The organism is Natronogracilivirga saccharolytica (assembly GCF_017921895.1).
GTDB classification, from domain to species: Bacteria; Bacteroidota; Rhodothermia; order Balneolales; family Natronogracilivirgulaceae; genus Natronogracilivirga; species Natronogracilivirga saccharolytica.
In genome coordinates this window covers 1-25,702 of the sequence record NZ_JAFIDN010000007.1, presented here as the reverse complement: position 1 = coordinate 25,702, position 25,702 = coordinate 1, and the positions used below count along the sequence as shown (strand labels likewise).

The window sequence follows — 25,702 nt, the reverse complement described above, 5'->3', positions numbered from 1 at the left end:
TGATGCCATGATCTCCAAAGAGCTTTTTAAAAAAATACGACGCATCGAAATCCACACAAAAGGTCTTGTCAACGAGATTTTCGGTGGGGAGTACCAGTCGGCCTTCAAGGGACGCGGCATGACATTTTCCGAAGTGCGGCCTTATCAGTTCGGCGATGATGTGCGTCAGATCGACTGGAATGTCACGGCACGCAGCCAGGAGCCGTATATCAAAATTTTCGAAGAGGAGCGTGAGCAGACGCTGATGCTGTGCGTCGATATCTCTCCGAGCGGCCAGTTCGGAAGCGGAGACAGGCGTAAGCTGGATCTGGTCACCGAGCTGTCAGCCGTTCTGGCCTTCAGCGCCATCAAAAATAATGACAAGGTGGGCCTGCTCCTGTTCACCGACCGTATCGAAAAGGTGGTTATGCCACGCAAAGGCCGCGGACACGTGCTGCGTCTGATCCGGGAACTGCTGACAACCAATCCTGCCGGTACCGGCACCGATATTGCCGGCGCGGCCGGATATCTGACAAAAATTCTCAAACGTCGCTCCATTTTCATCCTCATCAGTGATTTTCAGGCATCGGGCTTCGAAAAGCAGCTGCGCATTGCCAACCGCAAACACGATTTTGCTGCCATAGTGATCGATGATCCGCTTGAGCGGGAACTGCCCGAGCTGGGCCTTCTGCCGCTGCATGATGCGGAAACCGGGCGGATTCGCATCGTTGATACCTCCAGCGAACAGGTCCGCATCCACTATCGGAAGCGCCGGAAGAACCGCCTGGATCGGCTCAGAAAACTGTTTATCCGATATCAGATAGATTCCATTACATTGCAAACCAATGAGTCGTATATTGACCCGCTGATATCCTTTTTCAAACTCCGGCTGCGGCGCCGGTGATCTGTCAGAATCCCTGCAACAAAACGTCCGGAATCGCAGGTGCTCAGGTTCCGTGACGCCGACAATTCACATTCAGCGTGCAGAAAATCTTATCCGTTATTTTAGATAAAATCATTGCCACGGTTGCAGAAAGCCTGTCCCGGCATGCGGCTGAGTACATTGCTTCAAGTGCGTTTGCTGTGCGTATTACTGCTGCAGGATGTGCGGCATTGGCAGTTATGGCAGCTACACCGGGCCTGACCCCTGCCCAAACCGTGGAATCAGAAATGGACAGGGACACGCTGCGAACCGGCGATATGTTCGAGTATCATGTCACATTAGCCAACCGGGCGGCATATGACGCGGTTATCTATCCTGACAGCGCGTCATTCGGACCGGATTTCATCATCCGGGACACTCAAACCGTGCCTGACAATGCCGGTGAAAGACGCACGTACACCCTGCATTTTTTCGGCGTTGATGTCGATTATGTTCCGGAAATACCGGTACGGCTGGTTGACGGCACCGATACTCTTGATGCGACCATTCCCGCTCAGCCATTTGTTTACGAATCCCGGGTCGATGACGCAGAAACAGCACTTCGTCCGCTGAAACCGATTTTCCCGTTTTTCCGCAACTGGCTGCCCTGGATCATTGCAGCTGTCATTCTGGCGCTGGCAGCCGCCTGGGTATTATACCTGTACCGCGAGCGGATTTTTGGTCAGCGAAAGAAACCGGAGCCAAAGCCCCGCCAGCCAAAGGCCGAACCCTTCCGCAGTCCGCTTTGGCGCCTGCGCATTGAGCTCAAACGCATTGAAGAAACTCACAAAGAGCCTGTAAAAAACCCGGTGCCCTATTTCACCGAGCTCGGAGATGCCTTCCGGACCTACATCGAAGAGGTTCACGGATTTCCGGCACTGGAGTCCACCACATCCGAACTGCTCACCTATCTGAAGAGCCGGGGATTTGACGGCGAGGTGATCCGTTTCCTGAGGTTGATCCTGGAAACAGCCGACCTGGTGAAATTTGCCCGATTTGAGCCCAATGAATCCGACTGTTCCGACGTTATGAAATACGGTTCGGCACTCGTCGACCGCATTTCCCTTACAGACAAGGAGAGGCTCGAAGAGCTGCGACGAAAACACGAAGAAGAACAACAAGCCAAATTACAGGAAGAAAAAAAAGATGATTTGGGATAATCCCGCATGGTTTTGGGCATTGCTGATCATTCCCGTGATGGTATGGGTACAGTATCGCTATTTCAAGCGGCGGCAGATTGCCTGGCTGACCTATTCGGATACCTCCGATCTGGATCACCTGCCCGGCAATTGGCGTACCTACGGGATTTTTGCGGGGTTCGGTCTTCAGATCATCGCTGTCATTCTGATCATCACCGCACTTGCACGTCCTCAGCACGAACAGGTATATACCGAGCGTACGGTAGAAGGCATCGATATCATGCTGGTGCTGGATATCTCCTCATCCATGCTTGCCGAGGATATGCAGCCCAACAGGCTCCTTGCCGTGAAAGATGTGGCTTCCGGTTTTATAGACCGGAGGGAGTCTGACCGCATCGGGCTGGTAGTCTTTGCCAGGGAGAGCTTTACGCTGGTCCCGCCGACACTCGATTATCAGCTGCTTCAATCCCAGCTTGAGCATGTCGACCTGGGCATGGTGCGCGACGGCACGGCAATCGGCATGGGACTGGCTACAGCCGTAAACCGGCTTCGCAACAGCGATGCTGAAAACCGGGTAATTGTACTTCTTACGGACGGCGAAAACAATGCCGGGGAAATCGATCCCATCACCGCAGGGGAGCTGGCAGCTACGTTCGGCATCAGGGTCTACACGATCGGCGCCAGTACGGATGCTCGGACCGCCCCCTACCCGGTTGATGATCCCATACGCGGCACGCGCTATCATGAAATTGTAGTTCAAATCGACGAGGACATGATGCGGGATATTGCGGAACGGACCGGCGGACGCTATTTCCGGGCAACAGACAATGAGTCCCTCGAACAGGTCTACAATGAAATTGATGAACTTGAAAGAACCGAGTTTGAGGAGTCGGTTTACCATGAACTTGCTGACGCCTATCAGGGTTACCTGGCCTGGGGAATGATACTCCTTCTTCTGTCGTTTGCATGCGACAGGTGGCTGTTCCGCATCGAGCTCAACTAACGCTGCCGCAACTGCTTCTTGCTGCAACTGTTTCAGATGTTACCATTTTTTTTCAACTGCATATTACTATTGTTTTCATGTCTCTGAAGAACATTGCTGAGATATTTTCCAAACATTTTCCTGTTGACGAGCTTTCCGGCAACATAGCCCCCGGAAAAAGCGTGCGGCTACAGCACTTCGTGGGGTCCACCCCCGCCCTGCTTATGTCCGGGCTGGCAAAGAAGCACCTCCCTCTTATCGTAATAACACCCGACGCGGAACGGGCGCAGTTCCTGAAGTCAGATATTGACGCACTCGGAAACGGAAACTCGCTTTACTTTCCGCCTTCCGGCGCCCGGCCCTATCAGTCCGGACGAGTAAGCGATACGACCGTTACCGCGCAGCGTTCGGATGTCATTGACCAGATCCGGGAAACCAGAGAGGTCGTCGTGGTGACATCCGCAGAGGCAGTCTTTGAAAAAATGGCATCGGCCGATCATTTCGACAAAGCATCCATTTCGTTGAAGAAACAGAGTGAAATGGATCCGGACGCGCTCGCGGAGAAGCTTGCCGACCAGCAGTATCAGACGGTATCGTTTGTCAATGAACCCGGTGAATATGCCCGGCGTGGCGGCATCATCGACATTTTCCCGTTTTCCGGTGAATATCCGGTACGGCTGGAATTTTTCGGCAACGAAATCGAATCCATCCGGGAGTTTGATCCTGATTCACAGCGGTCCGTTGCATTTCTGGATCAGATACGGCTGCTGCCCAATCTGGAGTCTTTTTCGGACGCAGCGCGGCAGTCGCTGATCTCCTTTTTTGATGAACATGCGGTGATTGCCGCCGTGGATTATCCGGGCATTGTGTCGGAGATCCACAGGCTCAGTGAAGAAGCGGCTCAGCGGTATCGCGAAGTAGTGAGTGAAAATAAAAAAGCCGCTCCAAAACCTCCGGAGCACCGGTACATGACCGCAGACGAGCTGGCCGGTGAACTGCAGCGCCATCCCCGCCTGCTTTTCGGTGCCATCCCGCCTGATCTGACACCTGATGCCGAGTTTACCCTCCAGGCGCGCCCGCAGCCGGACTTCAACTCTTCGGTCAAGCTGCTCCGGAAAGACCTGGCCGACCTCAGTCTGCAGAATATCGAAACCTGGATTTTGTGTGACAACGAGGGGCAGCGAAACCGGTTTGAGGAGCTGCTCGGTGAACCCGGACCGGAACTTCGTTACCGGCTTACAATGGAAACGCTGCACCGCGGTTTCATCCTGCCGGAAATGGACATCGCCGTTTACACCGATCATCAGATTTTCAATCGCTACCATCGTCCCAAAACGCGTTCAAAAGTTCGCCGCGGCGGCATCTCTTTCAAAGAACTGAAAGACCTGAACATCGGCGATTATGTCGTGCACGTTGATCACGGCATTGGGAAATTTGCCGGGTTCCGGAAAATCACCGTCCGCGGGGCTGACCAGGAGTCCGTTGTACTGCGGTACCAGGACGATTCGACGCTTTACGTCAACGTATCCAGTCTGCACAAGCTTCAGAAATACTCCGGCAAGGACGGCACTGCACCCAAGGTCACCAAACTCGGATCGGGCGAATGGGCCAGGAAAAAGGCCAAAACCCGCAAGCGTGTCAAGGACATCGCCCGGGAGCTGATTACGCTCTATGCTAAGCGCAAAGCACAAAAAGCGTGGTCCTTTTCGGGGGATTCGTCCATGCAGACCGAACTTGAAGCGTCCTTCATGTATGAGGAGACGCCGGATCAGGACTCGGTAATCCGGGATGTAAAATCGGATATGCAGAAGGAAATGCCGATGGACCGGCTGGTATGCGGCGATGTGGGCTTCGGCAAGACCGAGGTGGCTGTGCGCGCCGCGTTTAAGGCGGTACTCGACGGAAAGCAGGTTGCCCTGATGGTGCCCACAACGATCCTGGCCGACCAGCACGCCAAAACCTTCCGGGAGCGGATGAAAGACTTTGCCGTAAACATTGAGGTCATCTCGCGTTTTCGCAGCAAAGCAGAGCAGACCGATATCATCAAACGCACCAGGTCGGGCGAGGTCGACATCCTCATCGGAACGCATCGTATTGCATCGAAAGATGTATCTTTCCGGGATCTTGGACTGCTGATCGTGGATGAAGAGCAGCGGTTCGGGGTGAGCGTGAAGGAAAAACTCAAAGAGCTGCGGGCCAGTGTGGATGTACTGACGCTTACGGCAACCCCCATTCCGCGTACGCTGCAGTTTTCACTGATGGGCGCACGGGACCTGAGTGTGATCAACACGCCGCCGCCCAACCGGCAGCCTGTCCTGACCGAAATACACAGCTTTGACAAGCGGTTGATCCGTGATGCCATCATGCAGGAGGTCAGCCGCGGCGGACAAGTGTTCTTCATCCACAACAGGGTGCAGAATATTGAAGAAATTGCCGGGATGGTCCGGTCACTCGTACCGAACATCCGGGTGCGTTTTGCGCACGGACAGATGACCGGCAGCAAGCTTGAAAAAATCATTCTGGACTTCTACGATCACAAATTTGACGTGCTGGTTTCAACCAACATCGTGGAGAACGGAATCGACATTGCCAATGCCAACACGATTATCATCAATCAGGCCAATCATTTCGGACTTTCGGAGCTGCACCAGCTGCGCGGACGGGTCGGGCGTTCAAACCGCAAAGCCTACTGCTACCTGATCACACCGCCGATGGAATCCCTGACGCTGGAGTCACGGCGACGACTGCTGGCACTCGAGGAGTACTCCGACCTTGGTTCGGGATTCAACATTGCCATGCGGGACCTCGACATCCGCGGAGCCGGGGATATCCTGGGCGCCGAGCAGAGCGGTTTCGTCAATGAAGTCGGTTTCGAGATGTACAACAAAATTCTCAACGATGCGGTGCGCGAGCTCAAGGAGACCGAGTTCGCCGGTCTGTTTGAAGAGACAGAGCACATTCCCGAACGGCCCGAGACTACCGTGGAATTTGACTATTCGGCGCTGTTGCCCTCAGATTATGTCTCCGACAATGTGGAAAGGCTGAATCTGTACCGGCGGTTATCCGGATCTGCAGAGCTCAAAGAAGTATCAGACTGGCAGGATGAAGTGGCTGACCGGTTCGGCCCGCTTCCGGAAGCGACCAGGAATCTGGTCACCGCAACAAAAATCAAAATTCTGACATCGCGGCTCTGGCTGACCAAAGTAACGATCCGTGCCGGGCGGATGTGGCTTCAGTGTCCGGACCATGCCAGCGAGGCAGGATCCCGGTTTTACGACCAGGGAGTGATGCAGCATCTGATGCACCGGCTGGAGCAGTTGCGGCCCGATGCGTTTCAGCTGGCACAAAAAGATCAGGCCGTGCGATTTGTGGTTCAGCAGATTTCTGATCCGGAAACGGCCCTTTCGGTTCTTGAGCAACTTCAGCCGGAGAAAACAGCAAAAGAACCGCAGACGGTTTGAGTCCGGCAAACGGAATTCTGGAAATTTACGGCCCGGACTTAAACTGCAGCCATCATACTGGTTAAAACAATGCAGTAAGCATTCACTACTGCATTGACTTAAGCAATATCAAAACCACTGTCAGTCTAATATACATGTTTTGTAGCAGGGCGAAGCCGGTTCACTATCCGAATATTGTTTCGAATATTTCGTGTATTTTGTATATTTCGATAAATCCACGTTAAATTTACTAGACCATGAAGCAAAAAGACAAGACGATATCAGCCGATGATAGAACCTTGGCCAGGCATTCTTTAAAAGTACTGAGAAGAATCGCAAAGGTTCACAAGGAACAATCAAAGCCTTTAGAACTAAAAGTAACTGATGATGGTTCTGAACTTCAAATTCCGTTGTCCGCTATTGACGATCTGGAAAAGCTCTTGAAGAACCTTTCACAAGGGAATAGTATTGAGGTATTAAGTGAGGACCAGATGTTGACCAGTCAAGAGGCGGCCGACTATCTGAATGTTTCCCGGCCATTTGTCGTAAAACTAATGGAGTCGGGAAAAATTCCGTTTTCCAAAGTGGGGCGTCACCGGCGAGTGAGGTTTTCTGATCTTAAAAAATATGAAGCCCAACAACAAAAGATAGCGGATCAGAAGTTGAAAGAATTAACACAACAAGCGCAGGATCTGAATCTGTATTGAGAATGAGAAATACTGCTGATCTTTTGGAGAATCTGCTTTAGCCGGATAGTTATTTTGTCACTTATGATGTGTACATATTAAGAGAGACTACCCGTTGTTAAAAAATATCTCCATTTTGTCATTTTCATTATACTCCGTCCATTCTGAATACTATATTATTGGATTGATCATAAAAAAGCAGTCATGGTAGAAACACATCCTGAAATATCACTTTCCCGATACGCCGGGCAAATCCGAAGCGGAAACGTGGTGGCTTTTCCCACCGAAACGGTCTACGGCCTTGGCGCCGATGCGTGGAATGCAGATGCCGTAGCACAAATATTTGCTCTGAAAGGCCGCCCGCCAGACAATCCGCTGATTGTGCATGTCAGTTCCCTGGAAATGGCTGCTACGCTTGTAACCGAAATTTCCGAAGATGCCCGGCGGCTGATGGACCGGTTCTGGCCCGGCCCGCTTGCCCTTATCCTGCCGAAACGCCCGGAAGTTCTGGATATCGTCACGGCAGGTCTGCCGACGGTGGCCATCCGCATGCCGGACCATCCCATCCCGCTGCGTCTGATATCCGAGGCGGGCCCGATTGCCGCGCCCAGTGCAAATACATCCGGCCGGCCTAGTCCGACCCGGGGCGAACACGTGCGTCAGGATTTTGGGAAAGATGTGCCGGTCATCGACGGCGGATCGTGTCAGTTCGGGCTTGAGTCGACGGTTCTTGATCTGTCAGAGCGGCCCTACACGGTGTTGCGGCCGGGACACATCACCCAGTCTGAGCTGGAGCAGGTGCTGCTTCAGCCAGTCCGGATGGGCGGATTTACGGAACAATCCGGCCCTGAGAGCGGAATTCGCGGACGCGTAGGCTCGGTCCGGGAGCGCGATAGATCCTCATCCGGTGACGACAACAAAGCATTCGGCGGCCATGCTTCGGCACCCCGCAGCCCGGGAATGAAATACACGCATTATGCACCTGATGCGCTGGTGCGATGGATGCATCCCGAAGAACTTCCGGAACCCGCCTTCCCTGCCGAAAACACCCTTTACCTGCTGCATCAGATCCGTCCTGAAGAAAACAAAGGCGAAAATACTTCTTCCGTATCAGCAGATCGTGACATCCCTGTTTCCGGCGATTCCGGTTCCGCGGACTTCGGAAGCATGCAAAACGGAGCAACGCCCGGAGTTATCATACGCTATGACGGCGACTATCAAGAGATGGCGCGCGACCTGTACGACCGTTTCCGGATGGCGGACCTGCAAGGCTTTGAAGAAGTGGCCATAGAACCGTTTTCCAGCTATCCCGAAGAAGCCGAGGCACTGCTTAACCGGATCAGGAAAGCCATAGGCGAATAAGGTTGGCGGTACCACCAGCCTACAGCATCAGATATCTTCTGATAAATTTATAGACAAGCCAGAGTACCACTACGGCCAGCAAGATTTCAAAAAGTTCTCCAAGCATGGTACCCTCCTCCTTATTTCTCGAAACTAGAAGTTATAAGAGTTTACCACCTTTAAATAATAAAAGAGTCACCTATTAGCGCAACTTATCTCTTGATTAAACAAAAAAAACACAAGATGCCATGACAATCTCTTATGAATTTCAAAAATTTACAATTCAATAACAGTAGTGTCCAATTAAAAGTCGAAGAGCCCCAATTGGTTAGGGTTTGACTCTATTGGTTCTGTGAGTTTAGGGTTCAAAAATAGCTCTTTAAACGTCATACGCTCCAATAACGAGACACTGAGCACTTGCATCATCGTGCGTAAATTGACGTTAAAATCATATCTTTTATGGATGATTATCAAGATCATATAAGTACAAACAGCCGTCCAGATCTGGGTTTTGACGGCATTGATGCTTTGTCCGTAAAACGCCTTGATTCGCAAGTTCTGTTTGATCCATTTAAAAAACAATTCAATCTGCCAGCGGCTTTTATAATACTCCGCGATTTGTTGGGCATCACAGTCCATGATGTTAGTCAGCAGGACTATGTCATTATGATTTTCCGGATCAATCAGCCGAACACGCCGCAAGGGATGCGGGTAACGTTGTTTGGACTGGGGGCCTGTCAATCGGATAATTTGATCGCATTGCAATCCGGTCGAGGAATCAACCGGTGTGGAGGATTTTCGGTAAAACTGCAGATTCTTCTTGGCTCGGACCACAAATCGACCACCACTGGTGTGCAGATGATACAGGCGCTGGTAATCCAGGTAGGCACGATCCATAATATAGATGCTGCCGGCAATGATGGGAATCATATCCAGGATCTTCACATCGTGGGTCCTGCCGTCAGAAATGTGAATAAATGTCGGTATAGCCCCCTGCAAATCCATGAGGGTGTGAATCTTAATGGCCCCCTTATGCTCCCGGAACTCAGCTCATGGGAACAGCGACAAACACAGGTCAATGGTCGAAGAATCCAGCGCTTTTATCGACTCAGAGAACTCATCCTTGCCATAAAGCTTTTGACCATGAGCGATCAATACCATGGCCAGATCCTGATAGATTTGCCAGGGCCGATTGGCATTAGCATAAGACAGGGTGCTCAGGGGTACATTGGTTCTGATGCCCATATGGTAGCGACGAGAACCCAGAGCGTTGAGGGTGGAGGCCAGATCCCGAAGGCTGATGTGGTACCCTAAAGCAGGACACCTGAAATAACCAACAGAAGCGGTATCTTGGAATACCACAAAAAAACAGGTGTCTGAAATGAAAGAAAACAAACCTCGCAGAACCTACCCCATTGAATTCAAGCAACAAGCGGTTCCGCTCGTTCGGCACACGGCGTTTGAAACCCCTTCTGGAAGATTTGGGAGAAATCATCTCCCGCAAAAGACTTCGGCGATTGATGCGCGAGTACGACATCAAAGCCATCACGAAACGGGCATATCGACCCAGAACGACTGATTCGCGTCACGATCTACCCATTGCTCCCAACCGGCTTGATCGGGACTTTACGGCCCCGGCGGCCAATCGGGTTTGGTGCGGCGACATAACCTATTTGAGATGCGGTTCGGGTTTTGTATATCTGGCCGTGGTTTTGGATCTGTATTCACGCAAAATTATCGGATGGTCGGTGAGTCGGCGCATGCATACCAGGCTGGTCAATAATGCTTTGAAGATGGCACTGGCCATGAGAGGCCGGCCAACCGGGGTGATTTTTCACTCGGACCGGGGCAGTCAATATGCCAGTAGCGAATACCGGAAGTTATTGGTGGATAATAAACTGGTTGCCAGTATGTCACGGAAAGGAGATTGCTGGGACAACAGTCCAGTGGAGAGCTTCTTTACTTCGTTGAAGAAAGAGTCGTATCTGCATGCCTTGATGAATTATCATCAAATTCGCAACGAGATATTTGAATACATTGCTGTATTTTATAACCGGCAACGACCTCATTCCTGGATGGATGGCAGTAGTCCGGAAAATTTTGAAATCAAACTCCAACCCTTAAACAAATGTGCTTAACCGGGTGTCCTGTTTTTGGGGTCCACTCCAGGCTGTCTCGAAAAGTAAGTTGCCCAAAGCACATACAAAGGAATTGATCCCGGCACGTGAGTTTTTGTGCACGGTAATCTCCTTTGTATTGCTCAACTATTTTTCGAAATTCATATTTGGGAACAACATCCATAAGCTGTGCAAAAATGGTTCGGCCAGTGTACATGATAGCATATATCGATCCAGGATTAAACTGCGTAGACACTGGCAAGCTACGAGTTGAAGTCGATAAAAATTTCAACAGAATCTATTCCATTGTATCACATTGATTTACAGAAACACATAACCGCCTTAATTGGACACTACTGATTCAATAATTCAAATACCTTAACCCGAAGTTAAAATTTTACTCAAAAAAAATATTGAACGAATTGGTTATTCTGTCTTATTATAAATCCATTAAACTGAAGCCCAAAATTGTTTTTTTCAATTTTGATTTGTTTCAAAGTAATTAAGATTGGCAATTAATCTCTATGATTTTTCAAACCGTTGACTGGGTAGTACTGGTCCTTTTTTTTGTTATTTTAGTATCAATCGGTTATTTGGCCTCTTATCAGGCCGGTAAAAGTACCACCAACTTTTTCCTATCAGGGCGAAATATGCCATGGTGGCTGTTGGGTGTATCCATGGTGGCAACCACTTTCTCAGCCGATACTCCTAATCTGGTAACCGACATGGTTCGCACTGGTGGCGTTGCAGCCAATTGGCAGTGGTGGGCTTTTCTGCTTACAGGCATGCTCACAGTTTTTGTATATGCCAAATTGTGGAACCGATCACAAGTAATGACAGATCTTGAGTTCTATGAATTGCGCTATAGCGGAAAAATGGCCGCTTTTCTCCGGGGATTCAGGGCGGTGTATCTGGGCTTCTTTTTTAATGTAATGGTGCTTGCTACGGTATCGCTGGCATTCATCAAGATTTCAGCGGTGATGCTCGGACTGCAACCTGCTCCCGCCCTGATTGTCGCCGCAATAATTGTCGTATTCTATAGCGGGCTTGGTGGTCTCAAATCTATACTCTGGACGGACTTGTTTCAGTTTTCGTTTGCACTGTTCGGAGCAGTAGTAGCTGCAGTCTATGTGGTCAGATCTCCGGAAATTGGCGGCTTAACCAATCTGTTCACACATCCCAATGTACAAGACAACCTGTCATTTGTTCCAAGTATTTCGCAACCCGAACTGTTTGTCAGCATTTTTTTAATACCACTTGCCGTACAATGGTGGTCTGTATGGTATCCGGGTGCGGAACCTGGCGGCGGTGGATATATTGCCCAACGCATGCTATCTGCTAAAAACGAACGTCATGCTGTAGGTGCCACACTGATGTTCAACTTTTTCCATTATGCTTTAAGACCATGGCCATGGATCATTGTAGCCTTAGGGTCCCTGATTGTCTATCCCGATATTGCTTCGATGGCGAGGGAATACCCTGATGTTCCGTCTCACTACATGCAGCACGATTTTGCCTATCCTGCAATGTTACGTGAATTTCTGCCCCCTGGCCTGCTGGGTCTGGTAGTAGCATCACTTATAGCTGCATATATGTCGACCACAGCATCGCATATCAACTGGGGTTCATCTTATTTGGTGAATGACTTTTACGCACGCTTTTACAATCCCGATGCTACTGAACGCCAAAAGGTGCGTTTTGGCAGATTTTCAACTATTAGTCTGATGTTCTTTGCCCTTATTCTGGCACTGACATTGCAAAGTGCTCTTCAAGCCTTTCAGTACATTTTGATGATCGGTGCGGGAACCGGACTTATCTACATTCTTCGTTGGTTCTGGTGGCGAATTAATGCTTTTTCGGAGATTGCGGCTATGATTGCAGCCGGAACGTTTTCTTTGATGTTCATCATAGTAGAAAATTTCGTCCTTGTACAACATAACAGCGGTGATGTTGAACTGTTTGGTTTGGTTACTTCCATGAGTTATTGGAATGTGATCAAGCTGCTGGGCACCGTAACCTTGACTTCACTGACCTGGATTATCGTCACTTTTTTGACCAAACCTGTCGACGAGGAAACTCTGAGAAAATTTTATACAAAAATTAAACCTGGCGGCCCTGGTTGGAAACATGTCGTGGAGCGTGCCAAGGCTGATAATGTAGAGCTAACTAAAGAAGAAAATTTACGATGGGACGTACCCACTGGCATTTTATGCATGATACTGGGCACGATTTCCATATACAGCATGCTATTTACAATTGGTAATTTACTGTACGGAAATTTGCTTCCAGCTCTTTTTCTGGCAATAACTGCCATATTATCCGCATTATTGCTCACCCGCTACTGGAATAGGCTCCGCATGAAATAAATCCAAAGCACTGAGCAATAATTGATAGTACACAAACTCTATGAAACCTGAACTGATCATATTAGCAGCTGGTCTGGCATCACGGTATGGCAGTCAGAAGCAGACTGAAACGGTCGGCCCCTCTGGCGAGGCCATTCTAGACTATTCCTTATATGATGCCATACGTGCTGGATTTGGCAAAGTTATATTCATAATCCGTAAGGAAATGGAGGATTCTTTCCGTAAAAATTTTGTCAGTCGTTTCGCAGACCGCATTGAAACAGTTTGTGTACTACAAGATTCATCCGATTTACCCGATGGCTTTCCTGCTACGCCACTTCGACAAAAACCATGGGGCACAGCACATGCACTTTTAGCTGCACGTAAAGAAGTCAAAGCTCCGTTTTGCGTTATCAATGCCGATGATTTTTACGGTAGGGAAGCTTATGATACCATGCATAGATTTTTAATATCAGATGCAACCGATCATTTATATGCCATGATCGGTTACCAGTTGTCCAACACAATATCACAATATGGCAGTAACTCGCGTGGAATTTGCGATGTGGATAATGACGGATATTTACGGTCGGTAACAGAGCTGACCCAAATCATACGAAGCAACGGCCGTATAATTGGTAAATATGAAAATAACCGGATGGAGCTGCCGAAAGATACCATAGTATCCATGAATATGTGGGGCTTCACTCCTTACATATTTACATATATTCATGAGCAGTTTCGCGCTTTTCTGAAAAATAATATTAACGATCCCAAAGCCGAATTCTATATTCCAACCGTGATCGACCGTATTATTGCAAGCAGAAAAGCACAAGTCAAAGTACTTCGCTGTAAATCCCCCTGGTTTGGAATCACGTATCGGGATGATCTTGAGTGGGTTCGTACTTCCGTACAAAAAAAAGTAGATGCCGGTGAATATCCATCCAATCTTTGGGGTAACCTGTAATTATTCTTTATACACATGAATAAATCATGCATCCCCTCTATTTTTGATCAATTTGCAACCGGTGAAACACTAGAAGATTATGAACCTTTCGGATCAGGACATATTCATCAAACATGGTTAATCCGTTCCAGTGGTGATCATCGTCCCGATTACGTGCTTCAAAAGATAAATCAAAAGATTTTTTCATCGGTGGACGGTATGATGAGTAATATCCAAAAGGTTACAAATCATATCCGGGAAAAATCGACTACTTTGGACAAAAACTGTTGCGATGACCGTGTATTGAAAGTAATTCCGACCCGTGTGGGTAATAGCTACTTGACTGACTCCAGTGGAGAACACTGGCGGTTATATTTAAAAGTAGAATCCGGCATCAGTTACGATTTAGTGCCCAACGAAAAAGTGGCCTATGAAGCAGGGAAAGCCTTCGGTCAATTTATTACGGATCTGGAAGATTTTCCATATGACGAGTTAGAGATTGTTATTCCTGACTTCCACTCAGTGGAGTGGCGATATGAACAACTCTCCGATGCATTGAAACAGAACCTGGCAGGACGAAGAGACAAGGTCGACCCGGAAATCACATTTGCCCGCGATCAGATCAAGCGAATGGTGGTTGTTCCCAGGTTGGTTCAACAAGGGTTATTGCCTGAAAGGGTAACCCATAACGATACCAAATTGAACAACATACTTTTTGATCAGAATGACAAAGCAAAATGTGTGATAGACCTGGATACTGTTATGCCGGGTCTGGTACTCTACGATTTTGGTGATCTTATCCGTACGGCGGCAAATACAGCCCAGGAAGATGAAGCCGATCTGGAACAAGTTCAAATCAATTTTCCGGTTTATGAGGCGATCACTTCAGGTTTTTTTGAGAGTACTCGAAAAATACTGACTCCTGAAGAGGCAGATATTTTAGCTTTGGCGGGCCCATTTATGGCCTATTTGATGGGGATCCGTTTTCTGGCTGATTATCTTAATGGTGACCAGTATTATCACATCGACGACCCCGAGCAAAATCTTAGACGCTGCAGGACGCAGTTTCGCTTCATAGAGCACTTGTTACATGAGGAATCGGAATGTCGGAAACTGATTCAAAACTATTATTCAAATGTCACCCAAAAAGGAAGTTCATTCACTAAATGACACGCGCTCAATGACTCCGCGGAAAACGCCTTCATCAATAACCTCTCCGACTTCATCTCTAATATCCTGTTCCTGCACGACAACCCTTTTGACAAGGCCGTTGGATTCAAAATAGGAGGTCATGTTAAATTCGGATCCATTGAGATAATTGGTCGTCTCAATCACATAGGTATCATACTGGTTATCGTTAATTTCGATGACTTTCTGACCGGTGATCTCGCTTTTACTCAGGAACGGATCGGTGAACGAAGTCCATTTTCTCCCGATGTGAAACCTCACAGGGTGTACCCGTCTGGGGTCCGACCGAAGCGAGAGCTCCTCGTCCTCATTATCCTCAAGATGGAAATCTCCGGTGATCATTCTCACCGGACTGAATTTTTCAAGCAGGTGTGAAATGTTGGCCCGTGGGATTTTTTTGCTTAATTCCGCGATTTTTGGTTGTGCCAGTGAGCCCAAGGGCGGACGGGAATAAACATATTCGGTAAAAAATAGCTCATCATAATGATACCAGACACTGCCGTGAAAGGTACCGGATACTTCCTGTTCCAGGGTCATTTCCATTTTTATGAGGTCGGTCAGCAGCGTATCCCCGATTTCAAGATGATCGTCTGCTTTTGTAACAACCGTTTCGGTTAATTCGGTATACAGCTTTTCATATTCTGTGGAATCTGCCGGACGGAAGTAGGACCTGCTTTCGTAAAGCGAGGTCTGCCCTTCCTGATAATTGACAAAAGGCACACTGCCGTCCCTGTCGCTTGAAAAAATGTTACATCCGGCAACCGCAAGCAGCAGAATTAATGGTACAGACAGTTTTTTCATGTGTTTATAATTTGTGATTCTGACGTCACATGTAGTACCCATGTTGGCTATAATCATGCTCCTGTGTGACGGTAAGCCGCCATGGGCATTTCATCTGTTTAAAATTTTTGATTCATATGGTCAGATGAACCGAAGGTCACGAAGTGAAATGCCATGACCGTATTTAATCATACGCCTGTTTGTCCGGGCGCCAGCCCGGTCATGGACATTTCATAGCATCCTCAGCTTTAATCATAGCTTTCAATTCAATTTAGCGATCCTGCACGCAAGAAAAAAGTCCGGTAATGCCCGACCTACTTCCTCCGTTCCCAGATTCCCATCAGCAGGATCAGAAAAACGGTGCTCGTTCCCAGTCCCCACCCCACCACTATGGCCAGGGTTTGCCAGAAACCGTCCCCCTCCAGCAACATGAGCGGCAGGAGTCCGGCCAGTGTGGTACAGGAGGTGATGAGTACCGGTCGGATTTTCTCCCGGTAGACGTTGAACCAGCTCCGTATGCCATGCACCCCGAGCAGCCGCATCTTCTGCTTGCCGTGCATCAGCAGGATGGCGTTGTTCACCACCACGCCCATCACCAGCAACGCCCCGGCCATCGCGCTGCGGTCAAATGGCAGTTCATGGAAAAGCGATCCGGCCATGATTCCGATACCGCCGAGCGGGATTGCCAGCAGGATGATCAGCGGGTCGCGCCACCGCTCCAGCAGCGCCGAGATGATCATCCAGACGCTCAGCATGGCCATCAGGAAGATGAGCAGCAGGCTGCGGTCCTCATCCTCCCCGAACCAGCCCTGATGGCCGGTCGTGACCGACATTCCGGGAGGTACGGGGAACGTCCCGACGACCTCTTCGGCAACGGATTGTGCAAGCCGATGCGGACCGAGAAAGTCGAACGCCACCACCCTGGTGTACATCTGATCTTCCCGACGGATCTGCGGCAACGTCCGTTCCTGTGTCAGCTCCCCGATATCGGCCAGCGTAAACACCGTCGATCCTGTCAGCCGGGGTGCATGCAGAAAATCCTCCACATACTCGCGGTCACGGAGGTTCCGGGCGATCAGGTACATCTGCGTACCGCCGAATTCGATCCGCCCATACGGCGAATGCTCCCGGTTGATATCCAGCTGCACGGCGTTCAGCACCGCCGGACGGTCCAGCCCCCGCCTGGTCATCCGGTCGTCGTCTGGGCGCAGCACATACTGGTAAAGATCACCCCGCCAGAACCTTTCTGACTGATTGATATCCACATCCTCCACCCGCCGGTGCCGCATCAGCCGCCGCCGAAGCTCCTCAGCCGACGCCTCCAGCTGGTCATACGAGTAGCCGGTCAGCGTGATCCGGTGCTGCATCCGCCCTCCGCCGAATCCGGTGCCGAATGACTCCCCAAAGCCGCGAACCGATATCCTCGTATTGCCGGTCCGCGCCGCCAGATACGATGCCTGCCCGAACAGACGGAACGGATCCGGCCGGTCGAGGTACTCCTCCTTGAAATGGATTTCCAGCCGTCCGAACGCCCCCTGCTCGTTGACCTGCGACTCGTAATAGGTGACGGCATGCTCAAACGATCCGGTCAGCGCCTCAAACTGCCGGATGATCTTGTCGATCTCCTCAAACGGGGTACCGACCGGCGGCTGCACTGTGACAATCACATGATCATATTCCGGCCACCCGGCCCAGCCTTCCCCGAAACGGACTCCGCGATGGAACCGGTATCCGATCCCCCCGAGATAGCGGTTAATCACTTCCTCGTTATCAAAATAGAGCTGCGACCACTCATACAACCGCCCCGGCTCGTCCTCATCATCGCCCCGCTCCGGCTCGGGGATGAGATAGAGCGGCACGCCGATCAGCAGCACCATGGCCGGATAAATCAGCCAGCGCAGCCTGTGGCGCCAGGTGAAGAATCCGAGCAGAATGCGGGTCCGGCCGACCCGTTTTTTCCGGGGGGATGGGTCCTGCGACCGGAAAGAGAACCGGAGGCGGGATGCAAGTTTCGACCAAAGCGTGCGGGGGGATGGGGATTGTGCACCGGGCATCCGCACAAGCCAGATCAGGGCGTAAGGTATCCAGGTGAGCGAAATCAGCACCGAGGCGAGCAGCGTCAGCGTGAGCGCCATGCCCAGCGGCATCAGGAACATCCGCACCTCCTCCATCGCAAAAAGCAGGGGGACAAAGATGCCGACGGTGGTGAGGGTACTGCCGATGACCGGGACCAGCACATGGGGCAGATGGCGGCGGACATGCTCAATGCGCGCCTGCCGGGCAAGCGGGAGCCGCGGATTGATGTGCTCGAACACCACCACCGCGTTGTCGATGATCATCCCGAGGGCGATGGTGAGTCCGGCCAGCGTAATTACATTGATGGTATAGCCCAGAATGTGCAGCATGATCACTGAAAGCAGCAGCGAAAAGAGGATGCTGCCGAGAATGACCAGCGGGGCGCGGACTTTTCGGATGAACAGCAGCAGCACGAGGAACACGGCAAGCAGGCTGAACATCGCCTGGCGTTCCAGTGCGGCGAGCTCTTCGCGCAGGTCCTCGGTGGCGTCGCGTTCGATCTGCAGATGGATGTCGGACGGGAACGCGGCTTCGATTTCATCCATCCGGGCCATCACCGTTTCGGCCAGATCAAGTGCATCCACGCCGGTTTCGCGCTCGAAGCGGATGGTGAGCGCCGGGTTTCCGTTGATACGCCTGGCGGTGCGCTCGGGATAATCGCCTACCGTCACCCGGGCGATATCGCCCAGCGAAATCTGCCGTTCGCTGTCCGGAAGACGGACCGGCATGGCGGTGATGTCGGATGTACCTTCAAACATCGGGGGTACCATCAGGCTGTACCGCATCCCGGCGTGTTCGCGGTATCCGGCCGACCGCCATGAAAGCCGTTCATTGACCTGCCGCATCACATCGGTGGTGCTGATGCCCAGCCGTTCGGCGGCCGGCACGTCGAAGTCGACCAGCAGTGCGGGGTCGCGCACCCCTTCAAGCTCCACCCCCGCGACGCCGCGAATCCCGAGCATCGGCAGCTTGATGTTGCGCCGGGTGAACTCCAGCAGCTCGTTCGGCTCCCGCTCACCGCTGTTGATCGAGTAAATCAGAAAGGTCTGCATTTCCTGAAGTTCCTCCGGAACCCGGTGACTCACCCTGCCGGGCTGCACCGACGGCGGCAGGCTCTCCTCCAGCACGCGCAGATACTCCTGCAGCTCCACGCTGCGGAATTCGACCGGGGCGTGTTTGTGGAAATAGACGGTCACAAAGGAGCGTCCCTCGTTGCTGACCGATGTCACCCGCTCTACATCCCGAAGCCGGCGAACCTGCTGCTCCACGCGGCGAGTGATCTCCTGCTCGACTACCTCAGGTGAGGTCCGGCTCCACTGGTAGCTCACCGTGATGCTCGGCATCTGCACGCCGGGCGACATCTCCACCGGAATCCGCTGCCACACCATAATTCCGACGGCCACCACCGCAAGGTAGAACATCGAAATCAGGTATTTTCGCCGGAAGAGTTCTTTCATGGAAATTCAGCGGTGACGTAATCCAAATTATCAAAACCGGAATCTCGGATTCACCTTCTGCATGTGGCTGATGGCGAAATGCTGATCAACAGCCAGGGTGTCTCCGGGGGTAATTTCCTCATCGTTGATCACCACCCATTCGGATGTGACCGCGACGGGATCGATGTAAATCCATTCGACCTCATCGCCGTTGAGCCGGAAGACGAGCGGACGATCGTCGCGCGTCAGCTTTGCGGCACGCGGTATCCGGGAGCGCCCCTCGACCGATTCGATGAGCACCCGCCCGTCAACCGTCATCCCCCCGCGCAGGCGGCCTTCCGGATTGTCGAACAGCGCCACCACCTGTCCGGTCTTGCTTTCGTCATCCACAACCGGCGAGACCGCCTCCACAACACCGGAAGCCCGGTAGCCGAATCCGGTCTCAAGCTCAACCGTCATGCCCTCGTCGACATCCGCCAGCTCGCTCTCCAGCATGTCGAACCTTACGCGCACCTGCGACTGATCTACCAGGCGGCCCAGCTCGGTTCCGGCCGACAGATATTGCCCGCGCGTGAAATTCTCCCTTGTGTGGATCTGTCCGTCGAACGGGGCCACGAGGGAGGTGTAACTGAGGTCCAGCTCCGCCCGGCGGACCTGAACCATCGCTTCGGAATATCCGTGCACGTTGCGCAGAAACCGGTCCATCTCATCCGGAAGCGCCTCCGAACCAGCGTCACGCAGGCGCTGGTTGCGCTCGATCTGATATTCGGAGGAGGCTTTTTCAAGTGCGTTTTGCGCATCCTCCAGCGCCATCTGCCACTCGCGATCGTCCAGTGCGAGGATGGTGTCGCCCCCGGCAACACGCCTGCCGTCCCGGATCACGTTGGATTCGATGAACCCGGCCAGGCGGTTGTACAGTTTGATCTCGCGGAGCGGCTCCACGGTGCCCTGCGTTTCGATGTGATGATACAGGGGCTGATCATCGGCACGGTCGAAGATGACAACCGGCCGGACCTCCTCCCGTTCGGTGCTTCGGGTCCCGGCCTCCTCCCCGCCGTTATCATCGGAACAGGCCGCGGCAAATCCGCCGAAAACCAGGCTCAGGATGAGTAGTGGTGCCGTGTAAGGACGGCTGCCGGATAAATGGGCTAATGCAATCATTATTTTACTATTTCAAGTGGCAGTTTAGTCACATGCCAGATTTATTAGATAGAATGTTCATAAAATGGCAGATTCATCAAAGTTCATCAGTCATTTCTTCTCATGGCATCAAGATCTCCGGTCCAGCTGACTTTTCCTTTGAGCTCCCGGATATCCCCCTGCTTTTTGCGTTCGATCCACCGGAAAACCATCGGCACGAGGAAGAGCGTGAGCAGCGTGCTGGTCACCATCCCGCCCATCAGGGCAAGGGCCAGCGACTGCCGGAATTCGTATCCATCCCCGATCGGGATGATCATGGGCAGCAGTCCGAGCAGCGTGGTCATCGTGGTCATCACGACCGGACGAAACCGGTGCCGCCCCGCCAGATGCACAGCCTCGTCGAGGTTGCCGGTGTCCTGGAAGTAGCGCCGCATGAAATCGACCTTGAGGATGGCGTCGTTGACGGCGATCCCGGTGAGCACCAGAATCCCCATGAACGACAGGATGTTGAGGCTGAGCCCGGCCGGCCAGAGCACCAGCAGCGATCCGATCCACGCGAACGGCACCCCGAGCATGATGATCAGCGGGTATTTCATGTTCTCGTACTGCACGGTGAGGATGACGTAGATCAGAATCACGCTGATGAGCAGCAGACGCGCCATATCGCGGAGCAGCGACTCCACCTGGATGGCGGTGCCCGAGAGATGCACATCCACGCCGGTCTCCATCCGGAACGCCTCCACCACTTCGCGGAAATCGCCGCGCTGCCACCACCACGATGCCAGTCCGATGTTGCTGAGGTAACTGATGACCGGGGTCTGGTCGATACGCTCAATCTGCTCCGGCTCGCCCACATGTTCGATGGTCGCCAGCTCGGATAGGCGCACCATGCGGCCGCGGCTGGGCAGGCGCATTTCGGCGGGATCGAAGTGGGCGCTGACCTGCTGATAGAGCCTGATATCGATGTTTTCATCCTCCTGCATCCACTCGGTGATCATCGCGCCGCGGGCGGCGGATTCAAGAAACGAGATCACCTCCGGCTCGGTGATGCCGTAGCGCAGCAGGCGGTCCGGACGAAAATGCAGGTGCCAGGTCTCTACCTCTTCGGTGTGCTGCAGGTCGAGCTGCCAGTCCGGATTGCGCTCGGACAGCATCCCGCGCAGACGCTCGGCTCCGGCGGCCCCTGCTCGACGATCTTGCCCGGCCACGTGGACTACTACCGGGGCGGCCTGGCGTCCGAGCACATTTTCGAAGAGCGGCAGCGCCTCCAGCTCCTCGATGCGCCAGTGCGGCTGGTTCTGCCGGAGGGTTTCGATTTGGGAGCGGATGCGTCCGGCCGCGCGAGGATCGTTCAGCGGAATTTCGATGACAAAGCGGTTGAGTCCCTCATCCGCCAGCCGGGCGATGTTGGTGTCGTCGGTGTAGCCGCCGAGCGTCAGGATGGGCCCCACCGCCGGACTCGTCCCCCCATCATCCGGGTTCGTCGCGCCTGTATAAGGATTCAACCCCGCAGCATTATGGATGGATGCGGTGAACGTGCGCGCCGCCTCCTCAGTGCTGCGAAGCGCGGTATTGCCGGGCATGGTGACCCGGTAGCGCAGCCGCTGCTCCTCCCCTTGCGGGATAAGCTCTTTCGGCACATAGAGAAAAGCGACTACTGCGAGGGCCATCGCGAGCAGGAAAAGCGCGATGACAAGCACCGGCCGGCGGATACTGGCGAGCAGCAGCTTTTCGTAGCGGGCCTGGGTGCGGTCCATTGCGCGGGTGAATATCGTGCTCCGGTCTTCGGGGAGGTCCGCGGGTGTTGTTTCGGGGGGATGGGGCCGGCGGCCGGATTCGGCATCCGCGATCCTTTTGTGCTTTCTGCGCTTCTGAACCTGAAGCACCAGCACCGGCAGAATCAGCAGCGCCACCAGCAGCGAGGATAGCAGCGCGATGGAGAGTGTCAGGGCCTGGTCCCGGAAAAACGCGCCCTCGAATCCGCCGAGGAAGACCAGCGGCAGAAAGACGGAGATGGTGGTCAGGGTGGATGCGGTCACCGCCAAGGCGATCTCGCGGGTGCCTTTGCCGGCCGCATCGAAGAGCGGGAGTCCGGATTTCCGGTGACGGTTGATATTTTCCAGCACCACGATGGCGTTGTCGACCAGCAACCCGATGCCGAGGGTGAGTCCGCTCAGCGAGATGATGTTGAGCTGAATCCCGGACAGGTACATCACAAAAAAGGTCAGCATGATGCTAACGGGGATGGCGATGCCGATGGTGAGCGGACTGCGCGGGTCGTTCAGGAAGAAAAAGAGCACAAAAAAGGCGAGGATGCCGCCGAGCAGCAGGGTCTGGAGCAGATTGTTGATCGAGGCTTCGATGAAGGTGGCGTTTTCGCTGAGCACGTCGATGGAGATGCCGGGAAATTGCTCGCGCAACTCATCGAGGACCGGGGTCATCAGATGGAACACCTGCACGAGGTTACTGTCGAAATCCTTTTTCACCAGGACGGAAAGGACCGGGCGGCCATCCACCATGGAAAATGAGACCGGATCGCGCTCATCCATGTGAACCTCCGCGACATCTTGCAGCCGCAGGATACGCTCTCCGCCGATGGTCTTGAGCGGCAGGCGGCGGAGCTGTTCGACCGAGGTGATACGGCTTTCGATTTTCAGCGAGTAGCGGTACCAGCCGTCGCGCAGCTCCCCGGATGGAGAAAACTCGTTGGCCTCGCGGACCCGTGCCTGGATTTCGGCGGTGGAGAGGTCGTAGCGATCCGCCAGGTGGGGCTGATACCGGATGTGCACCTCGGGGGTGACGGCACCGACGACGACAGCCTGGGCGATGCCGTGCTCCTGCTCGAGCCGGCGCGTGAGCACGCGATCGGCCCACTGTTTAAGCTCCAGCCGCTCATCGTAGCCGGGGTCGGGGTTATCGCGCAGCTGAATCCCGAGGATGGCCACCGGTTCATCACCGGGATCGGAGTAGACCAGCTGCGGGCGTTCGGCCTGCTGCGGGAGGCTGAACCGGACCTGATCGAGCCGTTCGCGGGCATTGAGAAACGCCAGATCCATATTGTGTCCCCACTCAAACTCAAGGGAGACAAAGCCGATTCCCTGCCGGGCGAAGCTTTGGGACCGCCGGAGTCCGGGCAACGTACCCAGCGCCGCTTCCAGCTGCTCATTGATACGCGTCTCCACCTCACTTGCCGAAGCCCCCGGCCACTCGGTGCGGACCATGAGCGAAGGTACGTCCACATCCGGAAGTAAATCCACTGAAAGCTCCTGCAAGGCGATATATCCGAAGATAAACGTCGCCAGGACGAGCATAATGGCGGTTATAGGGCGTTTAAGGAGCAATTTTTCGCTATGATATCACAGTTGGCAAAGATTATCCCGGATGGACATATGTCAAATTTGATTCCTGTAGTATAGATAGAAAATCGGGCTTTACTTGCTGTACCAGATTACAAAATATAATCATGAAACTCACAGGGTTTTGGGAAACTACCGGGTTTTGTCCATAATTCTGATACTTCCCCACCATGCTGTGTCTGAAGTAGAAAAAAGTCTTTTCAATTTCAAATAGGTGACTTCTGGAAGAGCCTTGATTCAGCTCAGTTCTCAGTTCTCAAAATTTCGTCTTTCATCATTATAACCTGCTTCCGATCTTTTTTCGATTTACCGACCAGGCTATAATTCTTGCCCGACCGATTAAATATTCTTCCGGAATCGAACCCCATGTCCGGCTATCAGCGCTTAAACCAGGATTATCACCGCTCATAAAATAAAAATTTTGTCTGAAGGTATATGATTTTATTTCTTTGCTGAATGACTCTTCGTTAACTCTTGCACCATCTCTTTTGATCATAGGCAGCCATTTATCGATATTTGAAGAATCGATTTTAACCGTCATGTTTTTTTGGGGGACGATTATTTTCTTCTTCTGTTCGTCGGTGACTGGCAGGTTTATTTTATGTTTTGTGTAAATCCGGTTCTGAAACAACCATAAGGTGTCGCCGGGCAAACCAATACAGCGTTTAACGAGAGTCATTTTAAAAGATGGGTGGTGAGCCGGGCTTAAAGGGGATTTAAATACTACAACATCATCTCGTTTGACTGAAAAAGGCCCTTTAATCGAATAATAAGGAAAAGGAATATTGGTCAGCGGATAAAATTCCGGTGTGCGGATTCGGTAAGACATTTTGGAGACAACTAAAAAATCCCCGGCTTTTATTGTTGGGTGCATGGAAACTGTCGGCACGGTATACACAGAGAAAACAACACTTTTTAAAACCCAAGCTAAAAGGTAAATCGTTAAAATATAACAAAACCAGTAAAGCGTTTTTATTCCGTAATGCCAAGTTAGGTCAAGGTAGTTGGGAAAATGCTTCAAGTAGTTCGGGATAAGGATTGATATTTTTCGTTCGCAGCGGAAATAGCCTGGATATTACCATGATTTCAAAATGAAGATGCGGAGGTGTTGAAACGGCATTACCGGTATTGCCAACAAAGCCGATAGTTTGGCCTTGTGAAACAGGCTGGCCTCTTTCAAAATCAAGATAGGATTGAAGATGGGCATAGTAATAAATCCGCCGATCATCTCCCAGTATCCTGACTATATTTCCACCCAGAGTGTTGCGTCCGGAAATCAAAATTACACCATCGATAGCACTAACAACAGTTGTGCCTCTCGATGCGAAAAGATCAATACCTTGATGGGTTCTGTCTCCCTGTCTTGGCGCTCCCCAGGTATTTTCAATATTTTCTTTCACCAGATCAGAAACCGGGATGATAATATCTGATGCATAATTATTTGCCGAAAGATTTCTGTATATAATAATCCACTCCGCAGGAATGAAAACATAAGAGATCAGCAAAAAAACTGATAAGTATAACACTGTATTTTTACCATATTTTTTTATCATCTCATTGGCTTGCCTCTGGCTGTGAATTATTAATAAAATCAGACATTTCTTCCTTGATTTCCCTTGCCGCTGTCGTCGGTACTTTTTCTTCCATCCGGATGATTTGTGAAGCAAGTTGTACGGCATTTTCCTGTTCACCGGCTTTTTCCGGGTCAATTGCAATTGTTGGGGAGAAAGTTGAATCAAGCATATAGTTTGGAAAGGCGGAACAGAAAGAATTCGGTATCTGTCACACCACGTTGAATGGCACGAAACAGTTTCACTTTGGCATTGAAA

General features: G+C 51.8%; 19 protein-coding genes and 1 pseudogene. 10 read left to right on the top strand and 10 right to left on the bottom strand.

Annotation, left to right across the window (positions count from 1 at the left end; translation table 11 throughout):
• Positions 1-7 precede the first annotated feature (7 nt).
• From NATSA_RS09610 to NATSA_RS09585, 6 genes are all read left to right on the top strand, one after another.
• Positions 8-883, top strand: coding sequence for a DUF58 domain-containing protein (locus NATSA_RS09610; protein ID WP_210512069.1), 876 nt, complete (start codon positions 8-10; stop codon positions 881-883).
• Between the two features lie 218 nt (positions 884-1,101).
• Positions 1,102-2,061 (top strand): hypothetical protein, encoded by a 960-nt coding sequence (locus NATSA_RS09605; RefSeq protein ID WP_210512068.1) that lies wholly within the window; start codon positions 1,102-1,104, stop codon positions 2,059-2,061.
• The gene (locus NATSA_RS09600; protein WP_210512066.1) at positions 2,048-3,043 is read left to right on the top strand and encodes a vWA domain-containing protein; all 996 of its coding nucleotides are present in this window, start codon (positions 2,048-2,050) and stop codon (positions 3,041-3,043) included. Before NATSA_RS09605 ends, NATSA_RS09600 begins: the two co-directional genes overlap by 14 nt.
• Before the next feature lie 77 nt (positions 3,044-3,120).
• Entirely contained in the window at positions 3,121-6,483 is a 3,363-nt protein-coding gene (mfd, locus tag NATSA_RS09595; protein WP_210512064.1) for a transcription-repair coupling factor, read from the top strand.
• A 236-nt stretch (positions 6,484-6,719) separates the two neighbouring features.
• Positions 6,720-7,169: a helix-turn-helix domain-containing protein gene (locus NATSA_RS09590; protein ID WP_210512062.1), complete on the top strand. Its 450-nt coding sequence runs from the start codon at positions 6,720-6,722 to the stop codon at positions 7,167-7,169.
• A gap of 183 nt (positions 7,170-7,352) precedes the next feature.
• Positions 7,353-8,510: an L-threonylcarbamoyladenylate synthase gene (locus NATSA_RS09585; RefSeq protein ID WP_210512060.1), complete on the top strand. Its 1,158-nt coding sequence runs from the start codon at positions 7,353-7,355 to the stop codon at positions 8,508-8,510.
• A gap of 282 nt (positions 8,511-8,792) precedes the next feature.
• Here NATSA_RS09585 and NATSA_RS09580 read toward each other — a convergent pair.
• Positions 8,793-9,524, bottom strand: a pseudogene (locus NATSA_RS09580) (IS4 family transposase); the annotation flags it as partial.
• Positions 9,525-9,539: 15 nt separating this feature from the next.
• Positions 9,540-9,851, bottom strand: coding sequence for a hypothetical protein (locus NATSA_RS09575; RefSeq protein ID WP_210512057.1), 312 nt, complete (start codon positions 9,849-9,851; stop codon positions 9,540-9,542).
• 53 nt (positions 9,852-9,904) lie between these two features.
• Here NATSA_RS09575 and NATSA_RS09570 point away from each other — a divergent pair, with 53 nt between their 5' ends.
• A complete protein-coding gene (locus NATSA_RS09570) occupies positions 9,905-10,627 on the top strand; it encodes an IS3 family transposase (protein WP_210512055.1) in 723 nt (240 codons plus the stop codon).
• Here NATSA_RS09570 and NATSA_RS15775 read toward each other — a convergent pair.
• Positions 10,596-10,823 (bottom strand): DUF4372 domain-containing protein, encoded by a 228-nt coding sequence (locus NATSA_RS15775; RefSeq protein WP_419539868.1) that lies wholly within the window; start codon positions 10,821-10,823, stop codon positions 10,596-10,598. The two genes, NATSA_RS09570 and NATSA_RS15775, sit on opposite strands and share 32 nt — an antisense overlap.
• 307 nt (positions 10,824-11,130) lie before the next feature.
• Between NATSA_RS15775 and NATSA_RS09560 the strand changes: the two genes are divergently transcribed.
• The 3 genes from NATSA_RS09560 to NATSA_RS09550 are packed head-to-tail and all read left to right on the top strand — an operon-like array spanning position 11,131 to position 15,067.
• Positions 11,131-12,972 (top strand): sodium:solute symporter family protein, encoded by a 1,842-nt coding sequence (locus NATSA_RS09560; RefSeq protein ID WP_210512052.1) that lies wholly within the window; start codon positions 11,131-11,133, stop codon positions 12,970-12,972.
• Positions 12,973-13,012: 40 nt separating this feature from the next.
• On the top strand, positions 13,013-13,918 hold the full coding sequence (locus NATSA_RS09555) for a nucleotidyltransferase family protein (RefSeq protein WP_210512050.1): 906 nt from the start codon (positions 13,013-13,015) through the stop codon (positions 13,916-13,918).
• A gap of 15 nt (positions 13,919-13,933) precedes the next feature.
• Positions 13,934-15,067: a phosphotransferase enzyme family protein gene (locus NATSA_RS09550; protein ID WP_210512049.1), complete on the top strand. Its 1,134-nt coding sequence runs from the start codon at positions 13,934-13,936 to the stop codon at positions 15,065-15,067.
• Here NATSA_RS09550 and NATSA_RS09545 read toward each other — a convergent pair.
• The 7 genes from NATSA_RS09545 to NATSA_RS09515 all read right to left on the bottom strand — a co-directional run bounded on the left by NATSA_RS09545 (position 15,053) and on the right by NATSA_RS09515 (position 25,616).
• Positions 15,053-15,886, bottom strand: a complete 834-nt coding sequence (locus tag NATSA_RS09545; RefSeq protein WP_210512047.1) for a hypothetical protein — start codon at positions 15,884-15,886, stop codon at positions 15,053-15,055. The genes NATSA_RS09550 and NATSA_RS09545 overlap by 15 nt on opposite strands.
• Positions 15,887-16,179: 293 nt before the next feature.
• Positions 16,180-19,398, bottom strand: coding sequence for an efflux RND transporter permease subunit (locus NATSA_RS09540; protein ID WP_210512045.1), 3,219 nt, complete (start codon positions 19,396-19,398; stop codon positions 16,180-16,182).
• A 30-nt stretch (positions 19,399-19,428) separates the two neighbouring features.
• Positions 19,429-20,538 carry an efflux RND transporter periplasmic adaptor subunit gene (locus NATSA_RS09535; RefSeq protein ID WP_210512043.1) on the bottom strand — a complete coding sequence of 370 codons (1,110 nt, stop codon included), beginning with the start codon at positions 20,536-20,538 and terminating at the stop codon, positions 19,429-19,431.
• An 86-nt stretch (positions 20,539-20,624) separates the two neighbouring features.
• Positions 20,625-23,858 carry an efflux RND transporter permease subunit gene (locus tag NATSA_RS09530; protein ID WP_210512042.1) on the bottom strand — a complete coding sequence of 1,078 codons (3,234 nt, stop codon included), beginning with the start codon at positions 23,856-23,858 and terminating at the stop codon, positions 20,625-20,627.
• Between the two features lie 292 nt (positions 23,859-24,150).
• The gene (gene lepB, locus NATSA_RS09525) at positions 24,151-24,894 is read right to left on the bottom strand and encodes a signal peptidase I (RefSeq protein ID WP_210512040.1); all 744 of its coding nucleotides are present in this window, start codon (positions 24,892-24,894) and stop codon (positions 24,151-24,153) included.
• Positions 24,869-25,426, bottom strand: a complete 558-nt coding sequence (locus NATSA_RS09520) for a M23 family metallopeptidase (protein ID WP_210512038.1) — start codon at positions 25,424-25,426, stop codon at positions 24,869-24,871. Before NATSA_RS09520 ends, lepB begins: the two co-directional genes overlap by 26 nt.
• A 1-nt stretch (position 25,427) precedes the next feature.
• A complete protein-coding gene (locus NATSA_RS09515; protein WP_210512037.1) occupies positions 25,428-25,616 on the bottom strand; it encodes a hypothetical protein in 189 nt (62 codons plus the stop codon).
• Between the last annotated feature and the right edge of the window lie 86 nt (positions 25,617-25,702).

Bases quoted from the DNA above. Each gene is read 5' to 3' on its own strand.
- NATSA_RS09610 (WP_210512069.1), top strand. From the start codon at position 8: ATGATCTCCAAAGAGCTTTTTAAAAAAATACGACGCATCGAAATCCAC.
- NATSA_RS09605 (WP_210512068.1), top strand. From the start codon at position 1,102: ATGGCAGCTACACCGGGCCTGACCCCTGCCCAAACCGTGGAATCAGAA.
- NATSA_RS09600 (WP_210512066.1), top strand. From the start codon at position 2,048: ATGATTTGGGATAATCCCGCATGGTTTTGGGCATTGCTGATCATTCCC.
- mfd (WP_210512064.1), top strand. From the start codon at position 3,121: ATGTCTCTGAAGAACATTGCTGAGATATTTTCCAAACATTTTCCTGTT.
- NATSA_RS09590 (WP_210512062.1), top strand. From the start codon at position 6,720: ATGAAGCAAAAAGACAAGACGATATCAGCCGATGATAGAACCTTGGCC.
- NATSA_RS09585 (WP_210512060.1), top strand. From the start codon at position 7,353: ATGGTAGAAACACATCCTGAAATATCACTTTCCCGATACGCCGGGCAA.
- NATSA_RS15775 (WP_419539868.1), bottom strand. From the start codon at position 10,823: ATGTACACTGGCCGAACCATTTTTGCACAGCTTATGGATGTTGTTCCC.
- NATSA_RS09560 (WP_210512052.1), top strand. From the start codon at position 11,131: ATGATTTTTCAAACCGTTGACTGGGTAGTACTGGTCCTTTTTTTTGTT.
- NATSA_RS09555 (WP_210512050.1), top strand. From the start codon at position 13,013: ATGAAACCTGAACTGATCATATTAGCAGCTGGTCTGGCATCACGGTAT.
- NATSA_RS09550 (WP_210512049.1), top strand. From the start codon at position 13,934: ATGAATAAATCATGCATCCCCTCTATTTTTGATCAATTTGCAACCGGT.
- NATSA_RS09545 (WP_210512047.1), bottom strand. From the start codon at position 15,886: ATGAAAAAACTGTCTGTACCATTAATTCTGCTGCTTGCGGTTGCCGGA.
- NATSA_RS09540 (WP_210512045.1), bottom strand. From the start codon at position 19,398: ATGAAAGAACTCTTCCGGCGAAAATACCTGATTTCGATGTTCTACCTT.
- NATSA_RS09535 (WP_210512043.1), bottom strand. From the start codon at position 20,538: ATGATTGCATTAGCCCATTTATCCGGCAGCCGTCCTTACACGGCACCA.
- NATSA_RS09520 (WP_210512038.1), bottom strand. From the start codon at position 25,426: ATGATAAAAAAATATGGTAAAAATACAGTGTTATACTTATCAGTTTTT.
- NATSA_RS09515 (WP_210512037.1), bottom strand. From the start codon at position 25,616: ATGCTTGATTCAACTTTCTCCCCAACAATTGCAATTGACCCGGAAAAA.